Here is a 19,367-nt window from a genome sequence, read left to right as displayed (position 1 = left end):
ACCAAGATCTTCCAGGCGTCGAACCGACTCTGTTCGATCGCGCGGGATCACAAATCTGCGTAGAAGCGGCGAACCTGGCATGAATGCTGGTACTACCACGCGAGCCGAATGGAACACCTTTCTCATACGAGCCTATTCAGCTTGAACTTTAGAAACTGAGTTACACAGGGGACGAACGCATGTTTACAAGAATGCACGCCGCTTTTGTTTCATTGTTCGCACTAAGTCTGTTTCTCGGGAGTCCGATCGAGCCGCCTGCCGTTCGAGCCCAGACCACGCAGGACATGCTGTCCCCGGCCGATGCTCGGGCTATCGCCAAGGAGGCGTGCATTTACGGCTTTCCGCTGGTGGACAACTACCGTGTCCTGCACTCGTACTTCGTGGACCGGGAGGGGCCGGAATTCAAGGCTCCCTGGAATGAACTCCATAATGAGGCGCGAGTCTACACGCCCGATGATCGAGCAATTCAGACTCCGAACTCGGATACGCCTTACTCGCAGCTCGGAACCGACCTGCGGGCCGAACCGTTAGTGATCAGCGTGCCGGCCATCTCCGAGGAGCGATACTACTCGCTCCAGTTCGTCGACCTGTACACGCACAACTACGCCTACGCCGGCAGTCGAACGACCGGGAGTGAGGCCGGCCACTTTCTTCTTGCAGGCCCGAAGTGGAACGGCAAGAAGCCGGACGGTGTCAAACAGGTCATTCGCTGCGAGACCGAGATCGGTTGGGTCCTGTTCCGCACACAATTGTTCAACCCGTCAGACATTGACGGGGTAAAGAAGGTGCAGGCCGGGTACAAGGTGCAGCCGCTTTCCGCTTTTCTGGGCAACCCGGCACCAGCCTCCGCGAAGAAGATCGAATTCGTCAGGCCGCTCTCACCAGAGAAACAGCGGACATCGGTCGAGTTCTTCGACGTGTTGCACTACCTCCTGCAGTTCTGCCCCACACACTCGACCGAGAAGGAGCTAATGGCCCGGTTCGCGAAACTGGGTCTCGGTAGAGGCGGGTCGTTCAATTCAGCCATGCTAACACCGGAACTCAAGAAGGCTGTCGAGGAGGGCATGGCCGACGCCTGGAAGGAGTTCGCTGAGTTTAAAAAGAACCAGGTCGATACGGGCAAGCGGACGGCCGCCGATGGCTTCGGATCGCGAGAGTATCTAAAGAATGACTATCTCGGCCGCATGTCTTCCGCCGTGCTCGGCATCTACGGGAACTCGAAAGAGGAGGCCCTTTACCCGATCTATTTCACCGATGCGGAGGGGGGTAAGCTCGATGCGTCCCGCAACCAATACACCCTCAAGTTCCCGCCGCAAGGGCTGCCCCCGGTCAACGCGTTCTGGTCGCTCACCATGTACAAGTTGCCGTCGAGTTTGCTGGTCGAGAACTCGATCGACCGCTACTTGATCAACTCGCCGATGCTGCCGAACTTGAAGCGGGACATAGACGGCGGACTTACGTTGTATCTCCAGCACGAATCCCCAGGCGAGGGCAAGGATACGAACTGGTTGCCAGCCCCTGACGGAGAGTTTTTCGCAGTACTCAGGCTCTACTGGCCAAAGGACGATGCCCTAACCGGCAAGTGGAAGGCACCACCGTTGAAGCGCGTCGGGACGGACAAAGCGAGTGCAGTACCGGTCACGGTACCGGTCACGGTGGAGAACTTCATCCGCGCTGAGACCGACATGTACTTCGGCGTGACGGTCAACAGGGGCGGTTTCGGAAAATTCTACCACTACCGTGATCCGATGCCGATCGACAAGCAGGACGTAGTGCGGGCCAACCGCGATACACTCTATTCGGCCGCCGTGTTCGACCTCGACGCCGGACCGGTGACGATCACCATGCCCGATGCGGGCGAGCGGTTCATGTCGCTGTTCGTTATCGACCAAAACCATTACGTGCCTTCGGTTGCATACGGCGCGGGTAAGAACACGTTCACGAGAGAGCAAATCGGCACGCGTTACGTCATGGCCGGGGTCCGCACGCTGGTCAACCCTGCTGATCAGGAGGACATCAAAAAGGTCCGTGACCTTCAAGACGCCATCAAGGTGGAACAGAAGGATGCTGGCAAGTTTGACGTTCCAATGTGGGATCCGGCGAGCCAGTCGACCGTTCGCAACGCCCTGATCGCGCTCGGCTCAACACTTCCGGAGACGCGTCGCATGTTTGGCAAGCAAGACGAGGTGGACCCGGTGCGACACCTCATCGGAAGCGCGATGGCATGGGGCGGAAACCCCGAGAAGGACGCACTTTACCTGAACGTCACTCCGCCTAAAAACGACGGTAAGACGGTGTACCGCTTGACGGTCAAGGATGTGCCGGTCGACGGGTTTTGGTCGGTGTCCGTTTACAATTCGGACGGCTACTACCAACAGAACGAACATGACGCCTACTCGGTCAACAGCGTAACGGGGAAAAAGAACGCAGATGGCTCGGTCACGATTCAGTTCGGAGGGTGGGACGGTAAGACGCCCAACTGCTTGCCAACCCCACCTGGATGGAACTATATGGTGCGTCTATACCGTCCGCGAAAAGAAGTCCTTGAGGGCCGCTGGACCTTCCCAAATGCAGAGCGAGTCGACAAAACGGAGTAGCAGTGTTGTCCGCGACGACCGCGCTCAACTGAACCAAGAAACAGAAATGGCAGGGCTAGCGAGGACGAAGCGGCAACGGAACCAAGTCAGGAACACGAAGCCAGCAATCAAACGTCTTGACCTACTTCAATAACGAGAAACGATCCGAATCCGTTCTCTGCGGCAATTCGGATTGCATTGCGACAAGACTCACGAATCGAAAACGCGGAGGCTCGCCACCACATGCTAATTCCTGCCACATGCATGATTCCCTTGAAAGGTAGGCGCCCCGCGCCTGTCAAGACGGCACCGCCAAGCGGAATGGGTCCGTGTTTGGCGACCTCGCGAAAAGGTCGCGCACCCGCCCGCTTCTTGATGGCTCCAGATACGCCTTAGGGTAGCAAACAACTTACTCTGGAAATTGAAGGAACTGGGCCGGGACAGCATCCGTGAGCCAAACGCCATTTGCCGCAAGGTAGAATTTCTGCCCTGATTCGTGCATCGCTTTTGAGAGAATTGTCAAAATCACCGGCTTCCCACGCCGCGCACCAACCCTATGGGCGGTTTCCATATCCGCAGACAAATGCACATGATTGCGAGATCGCTTTAGCAGGCCCTGTTCGCGAATGCTATCCAGGAAAGCTGCAACCGTTCCATGATAAAGGACGAAGGGAGGTACAACCGCTTCAAGGTTGAGTTCCACGTCGGGGACCGAATGTCCCTGGTTTGCTCGAATCTTCAGTCCGTCATCGCTGAGGGAGAATCGCTTCTTCTCGCAGGATGCAACCACATCATGCAGTAGCTCAAGCGAAAGCTCATTGCCCTTGCGATTTGCATTCTCAATCAACTCGTCGATCAGTAACCAGCCCTCGGGCTCAAGCTTCATATCGATGACTTCTGGCTGATGCCGCAGCACGAGTCTCAGAAACTTACTAATAGAAGTGAGACGTTTCGAGGGGTTGTTCATCTGTTGCTCGCTCCCTGGTAGCGGTTCCAAATTTCCTCCAGTGCTGCCCCTGCTGGCATGGTCAGTCGATAGTCGAATAGCGACGAGATGGATGTCTCGCTTGGGTTGATCTCCACGGTGGTTTTTCGCGAGGATCTGGCCATATAGATTGGAGCTTGTATATAAGGAAAAACGCTCGATGTGCCGATGCTGAACACGACGTCGAATCCCTTTTCCAATTCCGGCTGAAGATACTCGATCCCCGGACCATTGACGAGTTCCCCAAAAAGCACAACATCGGGTCGAACTAACGCGCCGCAATGCGGACACTTCGGAGGGATATCCAGTCCATGGAATTCCTCTATCGCTACACGATAGCTGCATCGTGTGCACGAAAGCGAATGCATGTTTCCATGGGCCTCAATGAGATTTTTGCAGCCAGCGTCACGATGGAAGCCATCGATATTCTGAGTGAGAGTCCAAACCCGTGGAAAATGCCTTTCCATTTCCGCGATCAGCTCATGCGCCCGATTGTGCTTTGCACCTTGGACCGCCAATCCGATCTGGGCTAGGTACTTCCAGGTCAACGCGGGATTCGTCGCCAGCATCGAGGCTGATAGCGCCTCCTCGATCGCTACGCCATCCTCGGTCGAGTCCACATTGTAGAGACCACCGATGCCTCGGTAGGTCGGGATCCCTGATTCTGCTGAGATCCCCGCACCGGTAATGAACAACAGACTTTGAGACTGCAGCATCACGCGAACAATCGCATCGATCGTTCTGTTTTCTTCTTCGGTGGACATATGAATCAGCACTTTAATTTGTTGGGGAGTTTCGCACATCCGGGCTCGACCAATCAAGGGCGAGGGTCGTCCGTTTTGGGCTCATCTGGAATTCCATCCGTCGCGGCGTGATGATACCCGACAGCCATGCCTCCGAGACCGCCGGCCCCCATAGCCATTCCTGAGCCGGAACGACCGCCCCCCTCTTTCTCCGCCCCTTCGTTGCGACCTCCACCATTTCCCTTACCACTGGAAACAGTTGGTCTGAGCGGTCCCTGGTGTGGAATGTGTACCTCTGGTGAGATTGGTTCGAGATCCAAGGCTTGCCGAATGAAGTTCCGAAGTGACACAATGAGTTCGGACAAGTGAACTTTGTTGCCGGCGACCATCTCACGAGCTGCATGTGCAGCTAGGTTGACTTGCTCTTCCGTACCCAACAAGATCACATCCGAGAGCGCGGCTTCGACGGCGTCGCGGATGCGTCGGCGTCGCTCCGACGAAGCGGCCTCCGGAGATACTTCGATTTCGGCGGCGTCACCCATCCGTTCAATTCCTGCTGAGACCTGGAAACTCATCTGTCGCAAGGCACGAAGGTGTGTGGGATCGACGCTTAGCTCACCCGTAAATGAGCCTCCCAATACCTTGTAAGCGGCGATGAGAGTGCGCAGACGCTCGTTGATCTGACGATTCTCGCGCTCACGACGCCGTTGAATGGTTTGCATCAGCACCAAACGAATTCCCACCGCAACCACGGACACAAGGACCAGTCCAAGCAATGTTGTCAGCGCGCCGTTCCAGGAACTAAAATCTAAATCTCGCATACGTAACCGATGAACTCATGAATGTTGCAATTCGCAATCGTGAACCGCGTCCAGACCGCAAGTCCATGCAATATACAGATTTATTCCGAGCATTGAGCGCTTCCATCGAGACCGACGCGCGACATCAATCTGTTCGTTCGCGAGTAAAGTCGGTTGGCGCGAGGCCGGGCTCCTCTTTCCATTACGCTACGATCTAAAACATAAACACTTGATCGTGAGACATGGCATGTGCCGCTATCGGATTCCGTTTACGGAGAGAAGCTCTCGGGCGGCTTCGCCAGATAGCATCGCAGTTTGGCGCGAGTCATCGGCATGTTTCCCATACAAGACGAAAAGCAGCAGCGCGCCTGCGGCGACCAGAAACCAAGAGATCCGCCGCGAGCTTCGCGGAATTCCGAGTTGCTCCGGTGGTGTCAAGGACGGCTTTCGCCCGGTCGCGCGGACGACCGCACTGCGAATCGCCGCAAACCATTCTGATACGGCCTCTTGAGAAAACTGAAACCACCCCTCCAACGGGGATATAAGCACCTGCCTTATCTCGCCGTCATGCTCGTAGCCGATGCACAGCACGCTGAGCCCCGCCGGATTCATCAAACGGGGGAGGCGCCCGATGCTGACATCGCGAATGGCCTGCAACGGAATGGATGTGCTCCCCCCGGCGTGCGAATGGATGAGCAGGTTTTCCTCTAGGATCAGCGGTCCCCGTGTGCGGTAACAAAAGAACTGATTCCAAATGCTGGCAAGTTCCGCTGGCGTCTGGACCGTTGCGGTGCCAGTCATTCGCGGACGTCCGGCATTCGCCGCAATGAGTCGGCCGCTCCGGCGGACATCCCGCAAACTCGCCAAAAGTCCGACGGCGATCAACCCGCCACCGAGCAGATACAACTGGGTCAACCGCTCGATGTGGTGATCACGGGCCGACTTTGTCAGCTGAAAGTCATCCACTAGCTCGTTGATTCGAGGCGCCACCAGGAGGACAGCTCCACCGACAACTGCCAGCAGGCTCCCGACGACAAAGCGCCAACCCCAGGAGTTCGGCGGGGCCCCGCCCTCCGTCGTGTGTGAGCGACGGAGTCGACGCCAAACGACTCGCGCGACCAGAATGTCGAGCAAAACGACGAGCAGGAGCGTCAAAAGCCCTAACCCGATGACGATGAACGGCCAACTGGGGCTGCCCATCGCTGGGTAGGGTTGATTGCGAATCGTTGTGATCAACCTCGCATAGACGGCGATCATCGCGGCATTGACGGTTAACAGCGGAAAGAGCAGTAGGTCGAACACCGCCAGCCGCAGCCCGCGCACACGGCCGTCGGAGCGAAGAATCTCCGAAACCGCCATCCAGCCCATCAAGGTGGCCCCAAAACCACCGACCCAAGCCATCTCAAGAAAAGGCAAACTTAGCAGACAAATCGCCGCCCAGGCTGCGCCCCAGAGAGCAAGTCCAGAGCGAGAGCAAACGCTTCGTTTAGGCCCCAAACCAGCCCCGTCTCTTCGGGTCACAGCCGCGACACTGGTACCAAACTCCGCTGCCGAGCGGAATCGCATTTCCGGCGATGCTTCCAACGCCCTTAGCACGATCTCATCAATGCGGACATCGACCTGGATGCTCCGCGATGGAGGTTGCAGTGGCCCAGTCGGCAAGTCGCCAGTCAGCATCTCATAAAGCACGACGCCAAGACTATAGATGTCGGCCCGGTGATCGGTGAGACCAGGCTGCCATTGCTCGGGGGCCATGTACTGCGGCGTCCCAGCCGGCTGCGACTCAGCAAAATCGGCCAGCGAATCCGTTCCAAGCATTCTGGCAATCCCGAAGTCAACGATCTTTATGCGGCCGACTTTATCGAGCAACAAGTTCTCGGGCTTGATGTCACAGTGAACAATCTGATGTTCATGCGCATACTGAAGTGCCTCGCAAACCGGTGGCACAATTGCGAGCGCTTGTTCGGGCTCCAAACGGCCGGCGGCCATCGCCTGTCGAAGATTGACACCGTCAACGTATTCCATCAGCAAATAGTAGTAGCCACCCGCTTGCCCAAAGTCATGGATGGTGACAATATTGGGGTGACTAAGTGCAGCAAGGGCTCGCGCTTCCTGAATGAATCGCTTTGCAAACTTGGGATCGTCGGCACGCTCAGGTGCGAGAAGTTTGAGTGCAACCGTTCGACTGAGCGATTTCTGTTGAGCTTTGTAGACAACTCCCATGCCGCCCCGTCCTAGAAACTCAGTGATTTCAAGATGCGGAAAGTGTGCTGCTAGCTCTTCTAGTGGTAGCGGGGAAAGCTTCGATGGGTCGTTTTCACCAAGCATTGTGCTCGGCGATGCTGTATCGGTGACAAAATAGAGCGCCCCCAAACAAGCCGCGCACAATCCATCGACGCCGTATTCCTGCAGCGATCGGCCACATCGGGGACAGGTCGGCAAGGGTTTGTCATTTGGTAGATTGCTCATACCCTCAAATTAAGGATTGACGAGCGTTTGTTGCAGCCAATCACCGTATTTCAATCGATTATTTCTAGATTAACTCGGTGACGCCAAGGCGGCGATAACGGAGCAAAGCTCATCATCGACTTCGTCTTGGCTAGGAACCGTACGGCTGACCTCTTCGCGAAATAGTTTTTTGAATCGCTTACGCAGTCGATGCACGGCACTGCGAGCGGACACTGGCTGAACCCCGAGGGCGGTGGCCAAATCGCTATAGTTGGTACAGTTTTTTGCAGCGGTCAACCAAGGCTTGAGCAGTTCGTACTCCTGCGCGCGTCCGGCCTCTACGAACTCGGACCGTAGTCGCTCAAGAACCGTCGTAAGCATTGATATCGCCCACTGCCGCTCGTAGAGGGCCTCGGCAGAGACGCCTCGATTGTCTGGAATGGCCATTTCAATCGATGTATCGATGTTGACGGTCTTCACGCCGCCGCCACGTTTTAGTGTACGCTTCTGATCCCATTCGTTGGCCAGAAAGCGAATGGCTGCCGTCAATAGAAACGCCCTAAATCGACCGCGCTCCGGGTTAGCAGAAGCCAACCAGTTCCTCTCGAGCAGTCGAGCAAAAAACGCTTGCGTTAAGTCTTCCGCATCCTGCTCACTATTCGTTCGGTGCAAAATGAACGCATACACTGGTGGCCAGTACTGCTGGCACAAAGCGGCCAACCATTTTGCTCCCTGAGAATCTCGTTGATGCTGCGACGCAAGAACCATCGACCAATGCGTTGTTTGAAACTGCGCATGGCGATTCACCGCTTGAGAGGTTATCGGGAAGGGTGTGTCCATTTCCATATCTTAACCGAGCGACTGTTGCTGATCCAAGACGCATTCTCGAGGAACTGAAGATTGAAATTTCGAAGCGGTTTGGCAATCTCGCTCCTCCAAACGCCATCTATCGATTTTCCGGCCTAGGATTTCATCGCTCTACATTTCACCTCCCGTCCGCGCCTCTCGGCCATCTCCGCGATGAATCCGTCATGGAACGTGTTTCGCAACTGCCATTCCTACTCATTGGTTAAGTGGCGAAATATCAAATCGATTATGGACATAGATGCAGGAAAAAAGCACTTGGCAACACAACCCAACCTCTGGGATAAAAAGCATGCCACCTCCAACAAGGATAGCTATCCTCTTCAGAACAAGCGATGCAATTAGGTGAGACGACGACCCAAGAAATAATGATGCTCAATTGGATACCCCAAGTCGACATTACAAAGACGGTCGCGAAGCTCCGTCTGGCGAAGACGAGTGGCATAAAAGGAGGTCAAAGGGTACCGGTATCCACTTTGTTTGCATTTGCAATCCCCCTATCCGAGGTAGGCTCTTACGGCAGGTGCTAAGGAAGCGTCCACGACAGAGAGGTGGCCCGGGCCGGACGGCTTGGTACAAGGTATTGTAGCGATTGAGCTTGGCAGCGAGGACTCGGCGCGCACGCGTCATCTGCTTTCGATCGGATTTGTAGCGACTTCCTTCCTCTCGGTACGTGCGTATTGCCTCGGCATGCTCGCGCTTCCATTCCTCGGTTGCCAAAGCCAATGACTGGATTCGCGCCAGTCAAAAGCTTTCCGCGATCAAGCACAACGAGTACGTACAAATTCGGACGGAAAAACGTCTAGCATCCGTTCCCTCCGACATTCTCCCGGGTCGCGCTCGGCGATGCGTGACTTAATTACCTTTGTGCCCGACAACCATGTAATGAAACGGCATGGACTCCGGTACAACCTCGGCCCTAAAGCCGGCTTCTTCAAGTTGCCTGATTACTTGGTCCGGCGACAATCGCATCTGTTGAGGTGGCCCAACCTCTGCGTCAACTTCATAGTCAACAACCACAAACCTTCCGCCGTTCTTTAGGCCGGTAAAGACCTTCCGCGCGTAGGCTTCTCGGTCCGCCACGTGATGCCATGTATCGAGAGTCAAGACACCATGCACACTCCCAGGTTCCAATTCGGGATCGCTAAAGCCAACCTTCTGAGGAACGACTGCGGCAGGTCCTAGTTGCGATTTGTGTGAGATCAAATATTCAATCATCGCTGACTCGGCATCGATGGCGATGACAGTGCCGTCCTTTCCAACCTCTCGACTCAAGTGCGCCACCATATACCCGGTCCCTGCTCCGATGTCGGCTACCGTTTCACCCGGTTTAAGTGACAAGGCCTCAACGATCTGATCCGGGTACTGCCATCGGTCACGCTGGGGATCATTCCATTTTGCGGAAAGCTCAACGGGATTCTCAAAGGCATGGTGGTGATCGCTGTGGTGCAAGTTGTGGCTATGGCCCCTTGATTCGCCATGTTTGGCAGTGTCATGTTTGGCAGTGTCATGTTTGGGACTGTCGTGATGCCAAGGCTCTTGATGGACCGGGGAATTGATATGTGGTTGCTGCAAAGCGACATCCTTTTTTTGACGGCATCCGAATGCACAAATAGCGATGGAGATTAATGTCATGAAGACGCAAAGTTTGCACATGGTAAGGACTTCGGCTGCATTGAGTTTTCGAGGTAAGGATCGTAGGAACGAATAGCCCAAGCGCAAGTGCATTGCTTCACTTCCCTTCGTAGATGTGAGGAGGGTTTACTGAGCGTTTTGCGTCGAGCAGATCAGGCATAGCCGACCCAGCCGCGAAAGGCCAAGCCGACGTAGAATAGATCAACGTTGGAAAAACCAGCTTCTTCGAGAATCGCTTTGTCTGATTCAGGTGAGAGAATGGTCAGCTGCGAATTAACCGCTTCGCGAGCCTGGTTCGCATTGGCGTATTCGATACCAAGGCGAACCGCATAAGCAGCGTACCGAGATAGCCATAATGCGCGCTCGTTTCCACTTTGCGGAACACTGAGATGCACCACGACGAATGGAGCACCGGGCCTCAGTCGCCGATGAATTTCGTTCGCCATGCGCTTGCGCTCTTCTTGACTAACAAAGTGCATCGTAAGAAGACACGTCGCTCCATCGAATGGACCTTCGGGCGCAACGTCGATGAAGCCGTGGTGGAGATTCACTCGCTTTGCGAGCCCCCCCAATGTCTTCTCTGCCAATTTAAGCATCTCCAAAGATGGATCGACTCCGTCAAAACACCAACTAGGCTCAGCTTCTGCAAAGGCAGTCAGTTCCAAACCTCCCCCTGCTCCCAAAACAAGGACTTGGCCTCTCTCGGGAACACGCTCTGCCAATAGCACTGTCGTCATTCGGTGCATGTCGACAAATCCAGGCACAAACCGTATCGGTCCTTCTGGATAGCGAGCGACCGTCTTCGTGTCGGAGAATGCGCTCTTTGCGAAGCGATTATCATCACCCATGAGAATTGCCTTTCGCCTTCTTCACACCGCCACGTGCTTCGATTCGTGCATGACAATCCTCGCTCAGTGCGGCCAGTGTGACATCAGCAAGTCGGTGAAGCAGTATCTTCTCCGCCTCGTCGAAGGCATGTTGAAGCGCCGCGTTCACAGCTTGCTCTACAAGACACTTCGGGTCATCGGTCCGATTTCCAATCGCGAAAAGTGACGGACTTCCAACTGCTGTATAGATGTCCTTCATGGTCACTTGAGCTAGGTCGCACGACAATGTCCATCCGCCGCCATGCCCTTTTTCGGATTGCACGTACCCCAATTGCCGGAGACCCGCCATCGTTCGCCGAACCACAACGGGATTGGTGTCCATCATTCTGGATAACTCCTCCGATGTCACCGGCCCAGTACGCTCAGCCATGTGAAGCAGAATGTGAAGTACACCGGAAAGTTTGCTGTCTCGCCTCATGTAACTTATGGTATTACGTGAAAGCACGTCGGTCAAGTGGGTGGTTACCTAGAAGAACGGAAGACGGATAGGCCGCGGTTGGGCACTGGCGGGCAGTCCCAAAAGGTGACTAGCTCACTCAGCAAAAGCAGAATGAGAGAAAATCTGCGAAAATCACTTCGACGCGCGCAAGATTTCGTCTCCTGTTCCAGTCTTGCTATCGGAAGCGAAACGATCAACTTACCTGACGACCCTATGACTCCGACTCACGATCCCACCCGTGCCAGCCTCATTCTGCGTCTTCAAGACGCAGAGGACATGGCTGCGTGGAACGAGTTCGCAGCCATCTACGGTCCAGTCGTATTCAATATTGCTTCAAGCCGGGGCTTTCAAACGGCCGACGCGGAGAACTTGGTCCAAGAAGTTTTCATGGCGGTTGCCAACTCGATTTCCAACTGGCTCCAAAGGAATGATCGAGGCAGCTTCCGTGCTTGGCTCTTACGAATCGCTCGAAACGCCGCGATAGATATGCTCACACAACGTGCCACTCGAACAATTGGTCGCGACGACAGCGAGGCTCAGGTGTACCTAGCGAATTTGCCTGCTCCTGCTGAGCTGTCCCACGCTCTGGATTTGGAGTACGAACGATTGGTCTTCCAATGGGCCTCAAATCGCGTACGCGAATCGGTAGCCGAGCACACATGGCAGGCATTCTGGCTGACGACCATCGATGAATTATCCATCGACGCAGCCGCAGTTCGCCTCAAAACTCGCCCGGGCAATATCTACTTCGCTCGCAGTCGTGTCATGGCGAGGATCAAGCAACTTGTTCAGCAATATCAGGACCAACGATGAACAACAATCCAGATACTTGTGATGATGCACTGCTGGACAGGATGCTCCACAGCGATCAACCCTCAGAACCAAGCAATGAACTACTTGCTCATATCGAGACCTGCGTACGCTGCCAAGATCGGATCCGTGAACTGGCAGGGACCGCCGCGATATGGCGCGCCGTGAAAGCGGCAGTTTCGGATAATCACAATACCGATCAACTAAGCCCATTTCGATTTTTGGGCATGGATCCCTCCGCGATTCACTGGACCGAATCGATGGCAAGGCAGTTGCTTTCTCCACCCACACACCCCGAAATGCTGGGACGACTAGGGCGATACGAGGTGGAACGCTTGATAGGCTCGGGTGGTATGGGAGTCGTGTTCAAAGCATTCGATACAGAGCTGAGTCGCCCTGTCGCGATCAAGCTTTTGGCTCCTTATCTGGCTTCAAGTGGCCCCGCGAGGATGCGGTTTTCACGCGAAGCTCGCGCGGCAGCCGCCGTCGTGCATCAACACGTGGTGCCGATTTACAATGTGGAAACCGAACGTGAAGTGCCGTTTATCGTCATGCAGTTTGTGTCAGGCGAATCGCTGCAGGCACGCATCGACCGCAATGGCCCACTCCGAGTGCGCGAAATACTGCGTATTGGTATGCAAGTCGCCGATGGCTTGTCCGCTGCCCATCAGCAGGGTCTGGTGCATCGTGACATCAAACCATCCAACATCCTGCTGGAAGAAGATGTTGACCGAGCGTTGATCAGCGACTTTGGACTCGCACAAGCAGCCGACGACGCCAGCTTGACACGCTCTGGATTCCATCCCGGGACGCCGCAATATATGTCCCCTGAACAGGCAGTCGGTCATAGCGTCGACGCACGTAGCGACTTGTTCAGCCTAGGAAGCACTCTCTACACCATGTGCACCGGTAGACCACCCGTTCGAGCGGAATCGTCCTACGCGGTGATAAAGAAAATCAGCGACGAAATCGCGACGCCGATTGGCGATCTGAATCCCGATATTCCGGAATGGCTGGTGCTTATCATCGAGCAATTAATGGCTAAGGAAAAAATCGAGCGTTTCGATTCAGCAAGTGAAGTTCGTGACCTCCTCGAAGCTTGTTTAAGCCACGTGCAGCAACCAGCGAGCTCAAAGCTTCCCTCCCGATTATTAATAAAGAAACGGCACGTATTTCGAAAGATTGCAATCCCAGAACGTTACCAGATCACTCTTGGAGGACTAATGATGTTTAGCCTGATGACGGCAGTTGCTGTGGGGCTTCTATTTCAATCCAACACACCAGAACCTCTCTTGCATTCTGATAATGCCCAAGTCGAAGTTCTGGGGCATGGTTACTCGCGACAGGGTGGCTTCATCTTTTTTAAAAACCAACGGGTCGATCTAGCCGGGAAAGAAGATTTCGAAAAGTTTGCCAAGTCTGCCAATATCAAACTAAGTCAATGCGTGGACGTCGATGCAGCAAGTTTCAAAGCTCTGAGCGAAGAGTATACCAAGGATAAAAACAAAGTTTATTACAAATGGATCAGCCCTGGCCGCTTTTGGGTCGTTGAACTACCTCTGGCCGATGCCAAAAGCTTTGAGGTCATTGGCTTCAATCTTGCAAAGGACTCGAACAGTACTTGGTGGTATGGGGAACCTGTGCCAGGAGTCGATCCGAAAACTGTTGAACTGGTGAATTCAGGATTTGTCTGGAAAGACGCGAAAAACGTTTGGTACCAGAAAGAAAAGATTTCCGGCGCCGATGCAAGGACATTCCGGCATCTCGAACAAGCGTTCTATCGGGACGCAAACCGGGTCTATTGGTCGATGACACCGCTGGTTGGTGCCGATCCCGACACATTTAGGACTTTTGGTGAGGATAGCCCCTATGGCGCAGATCGGAATAGCGTTTGGAAGGGCGACACAAAGCTCACGGGATACCATGCACCGACATTTCAAACAATTCATCAGTCTGTCTGCAAAGATAAGGACGGTGTCTACGCAGGCGATCATCGGATTGAAAACGCTGACCCAAAAACGCTTCGGAAGGTTGCAGATCTAGATACTTCGTTTTCTGCCCTACTTGCTGACGAGCAAAAGTACTTTGTATTTCTACCGTACTACGGCGACGTCTATCTTATCGATTCGGCGTCCGATTCTCTGAAGATCCAACGTTCTATCTGGCCACCAGGAATCAAACAGAAAGAGCCCATCGCGACGGCGATCGCAGAAATGACGGAATCCGGCTGGACAAATCTACAGTTCGTAGCAGATCCCGCGATCAACACGACGCTATGGAAGGATCGAGAAACGCACACCCTGAATATTTATACAGCTCAATTCATGAAGGCTTGGGAGATTATTCGCGAACGGAAGATTCCCCAAAATTCGATCGCACTCATGACACAGAAACCACAGGGCGTACAAGAAGCCCAAAACGTAAATGGAAAACCTCTGACAAAAGATTGGCGATCGGACATCGTCGCTTTCAACAGTTACCTTGCCGAACTCGCAGGCAAAGGCAGAATCCCTGACAAGCCGTCTCTGGAAAAGCGGGTCACGATTTTCCCCGGAGGTCAGGACATGGTTTCAGAAGTCGTTCCGGTCACTGATGGTGCAGGAGGATATGTCGATTTGGCCCCAGCAGAAGACACCGTTCAGTTTCAAATGAACGAGGCGTTGAAAGGACAAAAAGTCAATTGGGAATTCGAGTTGGCTGCAGATTCGGAATTGTCTTTTAACGGTGTCACGCGACTCATACCGAGAACACTCGACACAAAGGATACAACCCCTTATCTAGCTGCCTTGATTATTGTCACGGATGAAGCACTCGATTTCAAAGCAGGTAGCCTCGTCAAATTGAATGCAACCATTGGCGACGCCTCCCAGAACAAAGGACTCACGAGCCTTCTGTCCCCGTCTGGTCCTGTTGCGATCTATCATCTGGACTCAACGGCTCATCCCATTTTCTGGTTGGGCCTGAAGGACGTGAACGTTTCGGGGCCTGCTAACAAGATTGCGAGCTTGCGCAAGCCTGCTCCAGAGTTGAAAGCTTTTGCGACGGATTTTCTCAAAGCTTGCATCGTTTACGATGAAAAGAAACTCAACCAACTTTACGCCTCCGAAGTACTGTTGCTCCCAGGAAACCGCTTGTTCTATTTTGGGTTAGAGGTTCCTAGCAAAATGACCGAGTACGGCGTTTCGGTCAAGCGTGATGACATGCTCGTCGCTCTCAAGAAGCAGGCTGAACGAGATCCCATGCCGGCCTTTATTGCTGCCACGGTGATCAACTCATTTCGGATCGAACAATTGGATGTCCCTGTTGGCGAATACGTCGCAGAACCGAATCAACCAAGCCAATCGCTGTACCGATCATTACGATTCAAGGTCGCCGCAGAGGATGTCCTGCTAAAACTCTCCGTTCCCGGCGCGTTCAGATTCGTCCAACTGCGCAAAACGGATGATCAATGGAAAGTCATCGCCGAGTACTAGCCCCTTAGAAACGCTTGTCAATTCGACGTAACGTCCGAGTTCTTTAACAATACCGGGTGGATCGTTCAATCGGAAAATCGATTCGAATTGGAAAGGTCGATTGGCGAAAGTTTTCCATCCATGCGTGATGGGCATGCCTTTCACCTCGAATTCCAGACATTCGACCCGTGGAATCCGAGCAGCAAGTCTCCAGAGGGGTATTGTTCTCGAGGGAGCTAAAAATGTTGAACAAACGCCCCGGATGGAGCCACCTGACCCTGTTGCTTGTCTTGGCCTTGACCGGGTTTTGCGGCGGCTGTGCTGCAATGGGCCTCAATGGTCAGTGGCGTCCGCCGAAAACGGATTCGCGAACAAAGGCCTATGCGTTGCAAAACGCGGCCTCAATCTCTCCTGACTCTGCTCTGTCTCAAGCGGAGATGGATTATGCCCACGCTCTATCGTTAGCCCGTTCCGGGAGCGACGCTTGTGTGGACTACTTCACCCGGGCCACATTAGGCGCCTGGTGTTCCCTCGATCCACAATCGATCTCAAGCCACAACGGCACCAGTCGAGCAAGCGATCTGTATCACGACGCCTTGTTGGGATTGCTGAATGAAGGGACTCGCTTCGCGCGGTTCGACCCGCGGCAGGGCTTGCAAGTGCATTTGGGTGACAGCTGCCAAACGATTCCTATCGTTTGGCGCGGCGTGCCAGGCAACCGATTCGAAGTGGATCAACTCATTCCGGTTGGCCAGTATCGAACTCGTCACCTGAACCGCGTCTATGCCGAGTGCGGCATCGGTTTGCCAACCATCGCAGTGCATTGCCGACGTCCAGACGAGCGATTCCGTCGCCGACAACAAATGGCAGCCGCTACGATTCTCCTACGCCCCAGTGTGTCGACTTCGGACGAGTCATCAACCCCCATTCTGGAGCTGTACGACCCGACTGTCTTTAGCAGTGTCGCCATCGACCATATCAGCTTCCCGCTGGCCCGCGATCTTTCTGCTCCGTTTGCTTACGCGCTGATCCACTCCGAGCAGGGGAACATCCGTGACTTTCTCCAACCTGGGCAAACCAACCCAGACGAAGAAGGCCTGTTTGTGGTACGCCCTTATGAACGTGGAAAGATACCGATCGTCCTGTCACATGGTTTGATTTCAGACCGGATGACTTGGGCAAACGTGGCCAATGAGTTCTATGCGAGGCCCGATCTTGTGGAGCGATTCCAGTTGTGGGGATTCGAATATGCAACGGGGGCTCCATTCCTGACCAGCGCTGCGCTGCTGCGCAAACAACTCGAAGACGCTTGCCAAACTTTTGATCCACATGGGGCAGATTCCGCCCTATCCGATGTTGTGCTGGTCGGGCACAGCATGGGAGGTTTGATATCGCGACTGCAGGTCAGCCATAGTGACGACCGCTTGTGGCGATCGATCGCCAATCGACCTTTCGACCAAGTCCACATGACACCGCAGGCGCAACACCGATTGTCCGAGGCGTGTTTCTTTGAACCATCTCCTCGAGTTCGCCGTGTCGTCTTTCTGGGTACTCCACACCAAGGGTCTCCTTGGGCCCAAAAATGGATCGGCCGCATCAGTTCGTTGCTGGTCCGCGAGCCCGAACAACGGCGATTGGATCACAGCGCCTTGATCGCCGCCAACCCCGGGGTCTTCTCAAACGAGTTCAGTCGGCGAATTCCAACCAGCATTGATCTGCTCGAACCCGACAGCCCCTTACTGCAAGCCGTCAATTGCTTGCCGATCGATCCATCCGTCGCCACACATTCGATCATCGGCACCGGTTACTGGATGCCGGGCTATGGCGACTCGGACGGTGTGGTGCCTGTCCAAAGTGCTCAGCTCAAGCGATCGGGAACGGAGTATTTCTTGCATGCCCGGCACAGCAAGCTACCTCAGGAACAACTCGTGATTGACGACTTGTTTCAAACTTTGAAAGAACACCTGACAGCGAGTGAAACCGCTAGACCAATCCAAGAGCGGAAATTCATAAGAAAGTCAGACTTCCCCTCGGGGAACAATCAAGCTGGCATATGGTCTGAGACTCAACTCGCTCCGCGTTCTTCCGTCTTGGCCATCCCCTAAAAATGAAGGGCCAGGAAAGATAAGCAGTCGATCGAAACGATCTCACGGCTTGAGTTGTTTGTTGCTCACTGGAATTTGTCGGTCGTCAGGTGATACTGTGGCTCTTCAGAGAATGAAACCGTGATCAAGTCTTTCGCTTTATGAATCATCGTTCGGCACTCCTCACTGAGATGCGTGAGGTGCACCGTCTTGCCAAGTTGCTGATACTTCTTGGCCACGACATGGATCGCCCCCATCGCCGAGTGGTCATAGACTCGCGTAAAATAGAAATCGATGACGACCGTGTCTGGATCCTTCCTCGCATCGAACAGTTCCTTGAATTGTGTTGTCGAGGCAAAGAACAACGGTCCGTGAAGCTGATAGACCTTGGCACCTTGCTCGTTAATCTTGATGTCAGCGTTTACGTTCTTGGCATGCTTAAATGCGAAGGCCAAAGAAGAAACGATCACTCCAATGATGACAGCTGAGGCAAGATCATGCATCAATGCGGTATAGAGTGTTACAATCACCATAACCAAGAAGTCAGTGAATGGAACCTTGCGATAAAGCTTCAACGATGCCCACTCAAACGTTCCAATGACGACCATGAACATCACTCCGACGAGTGCAGCCATAGGAATCATCTCAATCCACTGTGAGAAGAACGTCACAAAGGCGAGAAGACAGCAAGCCGCAAAGGCTCCCGATACCCGTCCTCGACCGCCTGATTCCACATTGATGAGCGACTGGCCAATCATGGCACATCCGCCCATTCCTCCGAACATCCCACAGACGATGTTTGCAATTCCTTGACCGAGACATTCTCGATTACTGTTACCTTGGGTCTCGGTGATTTCATCAATCAGCGTGAGTGTCATCAGTGATTCGATCAACCCAACCGCAGCAAGAACAGCAGCAAAGGGAAAGATGATCCAGAGAGTCGCCAGAGTCATCGGCGGCAAACGAAAGGTTTGAAAAAAGAGCGTTGGCAAACGCCTCTGATCAGGGCGGAGTGACAGATGATTTCGATATCTGCGTTCTGTGTTTCATAAACGAAAATTTCTCGCGACAGAGAAGGGACTGTTGAGAAGATTACTTTGGGTTTGGGACTCTAGCAATGTCACCTCGGCCATTTTCGGGGATCAGCATTGACAGTTTACATGAAGACTCCTATCGTACATCGCCGATAAACAATGTAGTTTCGAGTAGCAATTCAAACCAAAAGGCAATCGATCGATGGTCCGAACCAAGGCGGAAGCCCAGAAATGCTCCACCTCCAGTGAGAAACTCTCGTTGCCAGATGTCAAATGGGCGGAAGACATGGCCAAACTGACTTGGGCTCTGGCTCATCCTGCACGAGTACGGATCGTGCGTTTATTGCTAAGCCGAACTTCCTGCATGTGCGGTGAAATCGTCGAGGAAATGCCGCTCGCTCAATCGACGGTGTCCCAGCATTTGAAGATTCTCAAAGAAACTGGCTTGGTCCAGGGCGAGATCGACGGGCCCCGCGTTTGCTACTGCATCAACAATGAGGCGATGACCCAATTGAAGAAACTGATCGCCGACTTGTAAAGTCATGAAGAGAAGCACCGCCGGGTGCCTTTTTGTAACCAACAAAAATTTTTACCGACAAATATCGTACTT

14 protein-coding genes and 1 pseudogene are annotated in these 19,367 nt (G+C 53.9%); 5 read left to right on the top strand and 10 right to left on the bottom strand.

The features are described from left to right. The first annotated feature begins 179 nt into the window (after nucleotides 1-179). Nucleotides 180-2,597 carry a DUF1254 domain-containing protein gene (locus SH467x_RS18850; protein ID WP_482368637.1) on the top strand — a complete coding sequence of 806 codons (2,418 nt, stop codon included), beginning with the start codon at nucleotides 180-182 and terminating at the stop codon, nucleotides 2,595-2,597. A 107-nt stretch (nucleotides 2,598-2,704) separates the two neighbouring features. On the opposite strand, the pseudogene SH467x_RS18845 reads toward SH467x_RS18850, so the two are convergent. From SH467x_RS18845 to SH467x_RS18805, 9 genes and pseudogenes are all read right to left on the bottom strand, one after another. Further along, nucleotides 2,705-2,956: pseudogene (locus tag SH467x_RS18845) on the bottom strand (macro domain-containing protein); the annotation flags it as partial. A gap of 29 nt (nucleotides 2,957-2,985) precedes the next feature. After that, nucleotides 2,986-3,543 carry an RNA 2'-phosphotransferase gene (locus SH467x_RS18840; protein WP_482368636.1) on the bottom strand — a complete coding sequence of 186 codons (558 nt, stop codon included), beginning with the start codon at nucleotides 3,541-3,543 and terminating at the stop codon, nucleotides 2,986-2,988. Beyond that, nucleotides 3,540-4,325, bottom strand: coding sequence for an NAD-dependent deacylase (locus SH467x_RS18835; protein ID WP_482368635.1), 786 nt, complete (start codon nucleotides 4,323-4,325; stop codon nucleotides 3,540-3,542). The genes SH467x_RS18840 and SH467x_RS18835 overlap by 4 nt, the downstream gene beginning before the upstream one ends. Nucleotides 4,326-4,378: 53 nt before the next feature. Then, nucleotides 4,379-5,125 carry a hypothetical protein gene (locus SH467x_RS18830; protein WP_482368634.1) on the bottom strand — a complete coding sequence of 249 codons (747 nt, stop codon included), beginning with the start codon at nucleotides 5,123-5,125 and terminating at the stop codon, nucleotides 4,379-4,381. A 234-nt stretch (nucleotides 5,126-5,359) separates the two neighbouring features. Further along, the gene (locus tag SH467x_RS18825; protein ID WP_482368633.1) at nucleotides 5,360-7,573 is read right to left on the bottom strand and encodes a serine/threonine-protein kinase; all 2,214 of its coding nucleotides are present in this window, start codon (nucleotides 7,571-7,573) and stop codon (nucleotides 5,360-5,362) included. 69 nt (nucleotides 7,574-7,642) lie between these two features. Then, entirely contained in the window at nucleotides 7,643-8,392 is a 750-nt protein-coding gene (locus tag SH467x_RS18820) for an RNA polymerase sigma factor (RefSeq protein WP_482368632.1), read from the bottom strand. 879 nt (nucleotides 8,393-9,271) lie between these two features. Beyond that, nucleotides 9,272-10,144, bottom strand: a complete 873-nt coding sequence (locus SH467x_RS18815) for a class I SAM-dependent methyltransferase (protein ID WP_482368631.1) — start codon at nucleotides 10,142-10,144, stop codon at nucleotides 9,272-9,274. A 59-nt stretch (nucleotides 10,145-10,203) separates the two neighbouring features. Continuing rightward, the gene (locus SH467x_RS18810; protein WP_482368630.1) at nucleotides 10,204-10,899 is read right to left on the bottom strand and encodes a class I SAM-dependent methyltransferase; all 696 of its coding nucleotides are present in this window, start codon (nucleotides 10,897-10,899) and stop codon (nucleotides 10,204-10,206) included. Then, the gene (locus SH467x_RS18805; RefSeq protein WP_482368629.1) at nucleotides 10,892-11,356 is read right to left on the bottom strand and encodes an Rrf2 family transcriptional regulator; all 465 of its coding nucleotides are present in this window, start codon (nucleotides 11,354-11,356) and stop codon (nucleotides 10,892-10,894) included. The genes SH467x_RS18810 and SH467x_RS18805 overlap by 8 nt, the downstream gene beginning before the upstream one ends. A 234-nt stretch (nucleotides 11,357-11,590) precedes the next feature. Between SH467x_RS18805 and SH467x_RS18800 the strand changes: the two genes are divergently transcribed. The 3 genes from SH467x_RS18800 (at nucleotide 11,591) to SH467x_RS18790 (ending at nucleotide 17,744) form a co-directional block, all read left to right on the top strand. After that, entirely contained in the window at nucleotides 11,591-12,190 is a 600-nt protein-coding gene (locus tag SH467x_RS18800; protein ID WP_482368628.1) for an RNA polymerase sigma factor, read from the top strand. After that, complete coding sequence (locus SH467x_RS18795; protein WP_482368627.1) at nucleotides 12,187-15,660, top strand: protein kinase domain-containing protein; 3,474 nt, start codon at nucleotides 12,187-12,189, stop codon at nucleotides 15,658-15,660. The genes SH467x_RS18800 and SH467x_RS18795 overlap by 4 nt, the downstream gene beginning before the upstream one ends. Nucleotides 15,661-15,881: 221 nt before the next feature. Next, entirely contained in the window at nucleotides 15,882-17,744 is a 1,863-nt protein-coding gene (locus tag SH467x_RS18790) for a lipase family alpha/beta hydrolase (RefSeq protein ID WP_482368626.1), read from the top strand. 65 nt (nucleotides 17,745-17,809) lie between these two features. On the opposite strand, the gene SH467x_RS18785 is transcribed toward SH467x_RS18790, so the two are convergent. Then, the gene (locus SH467x_RS18785) at nucleotides 17,810-18,715 is read right to left on the bottom strand and encodes a SulP family inorganic anion transporter (protein ID WP_482368625.1); all 906 of its coding nucleotides are present in this window, start codon (nucleotides 18,713-18,715) and stop codon (nucleotides 17,810-17,812) included. Nucleotides 18,716-18,959: 244 nt separating this feature from the next. Here SH467x_RS18785 and SH467x_RS18780 point away from each other — a divergent pair, with 244 nt between their 5' ends. Continuing rightward, complete coding sequence (locus SH467x_RS18780) at nucleotides 18,960-19,295, top strand: ArsR/SmtB family transcription factor (protein WP_482368624.1); 336 nt, start codon at nucleotides 18,960-18,962, stop codon at nucleotides 19,293-19,295. Nucleotides 19,296-19,367: the final 72 nt, after the last annotated feature.

This window comes from Brakhagea slesvicensis, assembly GCF_052161625.1.
Lineage (GTDB): Bacteria > Planctomycetota > Planctomycetia > Pirellulales > Pirellulaceae > JBKCUI01.
Note: the sequence above shows the minus strand (reverse complement) of the source record. Positions and strands in the feature narration are given on the sequence as shown.

Excerpts from the sequence above, each read along its gene's own strand:
- SH467x_RS18850 (WP_482368637.1), top strand. The coding sequence starts at position 180 with ATGTTTACAAGAATGCACGCCGCTTTTGTTTCATTGTTCGCACTAAGT.
- SH467x_RS18840 (WP_482368636.1), bottom strand. The coding sequence starts at position 3,543 with ATGAACAACCCCTCGAAACGTCTCACTTCTATTAGTAAGTTTCTGAGA.
- SH467x_RS18835 (WP_482368635.1), bottom strand. The coding sequence starts at position 4,325 with ATGTCCACCGAAGAAGAAAACAGAACGATCGATGCGATTGTTCGCGTG.
- SH467x_RS18830 (WP_482368634.1), bottom strand. The coding sequence starts at position 5,125 with ATGCGAGATTTAGATTTTAGTTCCTGGAACGGCGCGCTGACAACATTG.
- SH467x_RS18825 (WP_482368633.1), bottom strand. The coding sequence starts at position 7,573 with ATGAGCAATCTACCAAATGACAAACCCTTGCCGACCTGTCCCCGATGT.
- SH467x_RS18820 (WP_482368632.1), bottom strand. The coding sequence starts at position 8,392 with ATGGACACACCCTTCCCGATAACCTCTCAAGCGGTGAATCGCCATGCG.
- SH467x_RS18815 (WP_482368631.1), bottom strand. The coding sequence starts at position 10,144 with ATGCACTTGCGCTTGGGCTATTCGTTCCTACGATCCTTACCTCGAAAA.
- SH467x_RS18810 (WP_482368630.1), bottom strand. The coding sequence starts at position 10,899 with ATGGGTGATGATAATCGCTTCGCAAAGAGCGCATTCTCCGACACGAAG.
- SH467x_RS18805 (WP_482368629.1), bottom strand. The coding sequence starts at position 11,356 with ATGAGGCGAGACAGCAAACTTTCCGGTGTACTTCACATTCTGCTTCAC.
- SH467x_RS18800 (WP_482368628.1), top strand. The coding sequence starts at position 11,591 with ATGACTCCGACTCACGATCCCACCCGTGCCAGCCTCATTCTGCGTCTT.
- SH467x_RS18795 (WP_482368627.1), top strand. The coding sequence starts at position 12,187 with ATGAACAACAATCCAGATACTTGTGATGATGCACTGCTGGACAGGATG.
- SH467x_RS18790 (WP_482368626.1), top strand. The coding sequence starts at position 15,882 with ATGTTGAACAAACGCCCCGGATGGAGCCACCTGACCCTGTTGCTTGTC.
- SH467x_RS18780 (WP_482368624.1), top strand. The coding sequence starts at position 18,960 with ATGGTCCGAACCAAGGCGGAAGCCCAGAAATGCTCCACCTCCAGTGAG.